Origin of the sequence: Streptomyces sp. ID05-39B (genome assembly GCF_033794725.1) — a bacterium.
In the GTDB taxonomy this organism is placed as follows: domain Bacteria; phylum Actinomycetota; class Actinomycetes; order Streptomycetales; family Streptomycetaceae; genus Streptomyces; species Streptomyces bobili.
Window position 1 is genome coordinate 1 of the sequence record NZ_JARGEF010000396.1, and the last position, 4,448, is coordinate 4,448.

A 4,448-nucleotide genomic window follows, 5' to 3' on the forward strand; every position below is an offset into this window, starting at 1 on the left:
GTGAGCGCGCGCTCACCGCGGGCAACCAACAGACCCATCGCGCGCTCACCGCGGGCGGCGGGGTGGCGGAGCAGAAGGCGCAGAGGTCGCCGATGACGTCGATGCCGCACCAGTGGCAGACGGTCTGGCGGACCGAGGTGACGAGTTGGTAGAGGACGGAGAGGTCGGGCAGGTAGGCGCAGAACTCGATCAGCTTGTCGGTGCCCCACCAGGCGGCTGACTCGGCGGGCGCCTCCGTCTCGCGCAGGCCCTGGGTCCGCCAGGCGGGCGCGAGGGTGCCGGTGACCCAGTCGGACTGGAGGCGGCCCCGCCCGACCAGCATCCAGGTGCCGAACTCGGGTCCGTCCAGGAGTGTGTCCGGCCCGATCTTCACCAACTGGGGTTGCGGGTGGGCCAGTACGGCGAACTGGCTGCCGGGCATCCAGGACCGGGCATGCGAGGTCAGGCCGACGGGGACGCGGTCGAGACGGGCCACGGAGGCGAGGAGCGCGCCGGCGTGGATGTAGTGGGTGAGCAGCCGGCCGGCCGAGGCGAGGACGCCGGGGCTGAGGTCGCAGGAGGCGAGCTGGCGCAACTGGCGTGCCAGGACGGCGAGTCCGAGCGGCGGCAGTTCGGGCCGCAGCAGTGCGATGCGGTCGCTCTCCAGGAGGGAGCGGACGGTGTGCAGGCGCTGTTCGACGGCGGCGGGGACGGCCCGTGAGTACAGGACCACGAGGTGCCCGTGCTGGTCGAGAAGGGTCTGGACGTCGGCGACGGCCTCGTCGAGGGGCCGGCGGTCGAGGCCGTCGAGCACGGCGGCGGGCACGGTGCGTTCGTCCTGCGGCGGCAGGGCCAGATCGGCACCGGTCACGGCAATGGCAGTTGGCACGCGCAGCTCCCCGATTCCCGCGGTCCGGCCCACCGGGGGTTACTCCGGTGCTCCGAGGTGACTTCGTTGCGTGACTACCTCAGCACTGTATCCACGCCCCTGTGGCCGGAGAACAGCTTTCCGTGGCCACCTCTCGACGGATCTTCACGCAAGTACCGCCAAACCGGGGCAGGTTGCCCTCACGAGTCCTCCACCGGCGGACCTCTTGACAACCGAATTGGTCTGGACCAACTTGTTGTCATGTCCCCACTTAAAAGATCGGCGCGGCTCTGGTCGGGAGCCGTCACCGCCGCGCTCGCCCTCACCCTCGCGGGCACGGGCCAGGCGTCCGCCGCGGACGTCAACAACGCCAGGAACGCCGGCTTCGAGTCCGGCCTCGGCAACTGGACCTGTTCCGCGGGCAGCGGCACCACCGTCTCCTCCCCCGTACACAGCGGCACGGCCGCACTGAAGGCGACCCCGGCGGGGCAGGACAACGCCCGCTGCACCCAGACGGTCGCCGTGAAGCCCAACTCCACCTACACGCTGAGCGCCTGGGTCCAGGGCGGCTACACCTACCTCGGCGCGACCGGCACCGGCACCACCGACGTCTCCACCTGGACCCCGGACTCCGCCGCCTGGAAGCAGCTGTCGACGACGTTCTCCACCGGCGCGTCGACCACGTCCGTCACTGTCCACCTGCACGGCTGGTACGGCCAGGCCTCCTACCTCGCCGACGACATCTCGGTCCACGGCCCCGACGGCGGCGGAGGCACCGACCCCGCCCCGACGGTCCCGTCCGCCCCGGCCGGCCTCACGGTCTCCACCACGACCTCCTCCTCCGTGTCCCTGGCCTGGAACGCGGTGTCCGGCGCGACCGGGTACAGCGTCTACCGCGACGGTACGAAGGTGACGGCGGTGACCGGCACCTCGGCGACCGTGACCGGGCTCGCGGCGGCCACCTCGTACTCCTTCCAGGTCACCGCGACGAACGCGGCCGGTGAGTCCGTGAAGTCGGCGGCGGTGCCAGGCCGTACTGCCGCGACCGGCGGAGGCGGCGGCACGCTGCCCAAGCACGCCGTGACCGGCTACTGGCAGAACTTCAACAACGGCGCGACGGTCCAGCGGATCTCCGACGTCCCCGCCCAGTACGACATCATCGCCGTCGCCTTCGCCGACGCCACGACGACCCCCGGCGCGGTCACCTTCACCCTCGACTCGGCCGGCCTCAACGGCTACACGGCCGACCAGTTCAAGGCGGACATCAAGGCCAAGCAGGCCGCGGGCAGGAAGGTCATCATCTCCGTGGGCGGCGAACGCGGCACGGTGAGCGTCAACGACGCCACCTCCGCGGCCAACTTCGCCAGCTCCCTCCACACCCTGATGCAGACGTACGGCTTCGACGGCGTCGACATCGACCTGGAGAACGGCCTCAACGCGACGTACATGACAGAGGCGTTGCGCTCACTGTCGGCAAAGGCCGGTCCGTCCCTCATCCTCACCATGGCCCCGCAGACCATCGACATGCAGTCGACGTCCAACTCCTACTTCCAGACGGCCCTCAACGTGAAGGACATCCTCACGGTCGTCAACATGCAGTACTACAACAGCGGTTCCATGCTCGGCTGCGACGGCAAGGTCTACAGTCAGGGCACCGTGGACTTCCTCACCGCCCTGGCCTGCATCCAGCTGGAAGGCGGCCTGTCCCCCTCCCAGGTGGGCCTCGGCCTCCCCGCCTCCACCCGCGGCGCGGACAGCGGCTACGTCTCCCCGACCATCGTCAACAACGCCCTCGACTGCCTCACCAAGGGCACCGCCTGCGGCACCTTCAAACCGTCCCGCACCTACCCCGACCTGCGCGGCGCCATGACCTGGTCGACCAACTGGGACGCGACGGCGGGCAACGCGTGGTCCAACGCGGTGGGGCCGCATGTACACGGGCTGCCGTAACCCGGAGGGGGGAACGACGGCACGGAGCCCGGAGGACGGCTCGTCCTGAGGACAGTCACTCCAGACGTCCGTCCGTTTTCTGCAAGTTGCCGACTGCAGCGCCGAATCGCCGCCGGGCGGGCGCCCGTTGCGGTCGGCAACATGCCGAATCTTCGAAGCTCTCACCAGACCAGATAGAGCAATTCCTATCGGAGGCATACCGACGTGGATGACGGATACGCCGGTGGACAGCTGCAGATCTACTCGGTCGAGGAGAGCGGGGCCGATAGTGCCGTGTGTGCCGTCCGTTGCATAGATGGCACGGTATACAGCGGCCAGCCATGCAGAATCGACACAGGCGCCGACACCGCCTCCCGAGAAACACCACCTTTGACTTTGAACTGGATTAACATTTACGGCAAACTCGCCGATGCAATCAAGCCGCCATACAGCGCCATGGTTCATTTCACAGGGGAAAGCGTCAACGCTTTGCACAGAGGAGTTACCCTCACCTCCATGCCAGGCAATCAAGCCGGACCATCCTGGCCAATCCCGCTTCATGACCAAGAGCTGGTAAGCGCCATACCCTCTTCGGGGTACCCGCTTCAGAAAGTAAGTCGGTACCTGCTCGCCGGACATCCCGTCCTCGATGTGACCGAGCTGACGAAGGATACGATCGGTGGCTCCTTTCGTGTAGCGGGAGGATCATCGGTGCTGACCGATGGCTCTTTCATCTGGCGACTGGATCTGGCTTCCTACGTGCAGCACTACTCAATTGACCTACCTCAGGGATTTCTGACATTCATCGAAAACCACGAATACGAAGTGCCCTCCGTGGAGCGGAAGCAACTGCTGGAGATCTCATTTATAGTCAGTCGCACATTGAGGTTTCATTCAGATCCTGGAGCAGGGCCAAGATCTAGCCGTGCCGATTAGCGAAAAATCTAAGCTACCTCTTCGACAGCTCCGGATACCGAGGGCCTAAATCGAGAACCCCGGAAACCGTAGGCGCACTGATCGCCAACGGCGAGGTGCTGCCGTCCGTTCACGGCGGAGTCACCCCCGCACTCAGCGGTGTTGTCAGACGGTCGGTCAATCTCAACTGGCGCGGGCCCACCGTGACCCTACGCATCCAGGACATCGCCAACCAGCTCTAGGAGACGACCATGCGCGACATCACCTGGGAAGACCCGTTCTGCGCCGAGGGATCGGCCTGCTTCCGACTCGGTACCGACCCCGAAGGCAACGCCTACATCGCCATAGCCGGGGCCGAGGACGTCTACCTCACCGACTCCCGTGACGCGCTCCGGACCATGATCCTCGACATCAAGGCGGGCAAGGCCGACCACCTGCTCTGAGTCAGCCCATCGGGCGGTAGTGGCCGAGGACCCAGGCCAGCTGGGCGAACCAGCCGCGCAGCAGTTCCCGTGGCTTGGCGTTCACCACGGCTTCGTAGACGCGGCCGTCCACGTGGACCACGGCGACCATGAGGGCCTTGCCGTTCGGGCTTGCCTTGTAGTGGACGCTGCGGATCTCGGGCCAGGGGAAGTCGACGACGATGTCGTACATGTCGAAGGCCACGCCCGACGCGTCGACGACGACCGAGCTGTGCTTGTCCACGGCGAGGAAGTCCGGGGCGTCCGGTACCGAGGGGGCGTACTGCGGTGGGGGC

General features: G+C 66.9%; 5 protein-coding genes. 3 read left to right on the plus strand and 2 right to left on the minus strand.

What is annotated here, in order from left to right; translation table 11 throughout:
• A partial coding sequence (locus tag P1P75_RS39865) for a hypothetical protein (protein ID WP_319264569.1) occupies positions 1-868 on the minus strand: 868 nt, incomplete at its 3' end.
• A 240-nt stretch (positions 869-1,108) separates the two neighbouring features.
• On the opposite strand from P1P75_RS39865, the gene P1P75_RS39870 reads away from it, so the two are divergent.
• From P1P75_RS39870 to P1P75_RS39880, 3 genes are all read left to right on the plus strand, one after another.
• Entirely contained in the window at positions 1,109-2,797 is a 1,689-nt protein-coding gene (locus P1P75_RS39870; RefSeq protein WP_319264571.1) for a glycoside hydrolase family 18 protein, read from the plus strand.
• Positions 2,798-3,001: 204 nt separating this feature from the next.
• Complete coding sequence (locus P1P75_RS39875) at positions 3,002-3,712, plus strand: hypothetical protein (protein WP_319264573.1); 711 nt, start codon at positions 3,002-3,004, stop codon at positions 3,710-3,712.
• Positions 3,713-3,942: 230 nt separating this feature from the next.
• Complete coding sequence (locus P1P75_RS39880) at positions 3,943-4,134, plus strand: hypothetical protein (protein ID WP_319264574.1); 192 nt, start codon at positions 3,943-3,945, stop codon at positions 4,132-4,134.
• 1 nt (position 4,135) lies between these two features.
• On the opposite strand, the gene P1P75_RS39885 is transcribed toward P1P75_RS39880, so the two are convergent.
• Positions 4,136-4,448 (minus strand): hypothetical protein (locus P1P75_RS39885; protein ID WP_319264575.1); only part of this gene is annotated, 313 nt, incomplete at its 5' end.

Excerpts from the sequence above, each read along its gene's own strand:
- P1P75_RS39870 (WP_319264571.1), top strand. The coding sequence starts at position 1,109 with ATGTCCCCACTTAAAAGATCGGCGCGGCTCTGGTCGGGAGCCGTCACC.
- P1P75_RS39880 (WP_319264574.1), top strand. The coding sequence starts at position 3,943 with ATGCGCGACATCACCTGGGAAGACCCGTTCTGCGCCGAGGGATCGGCC.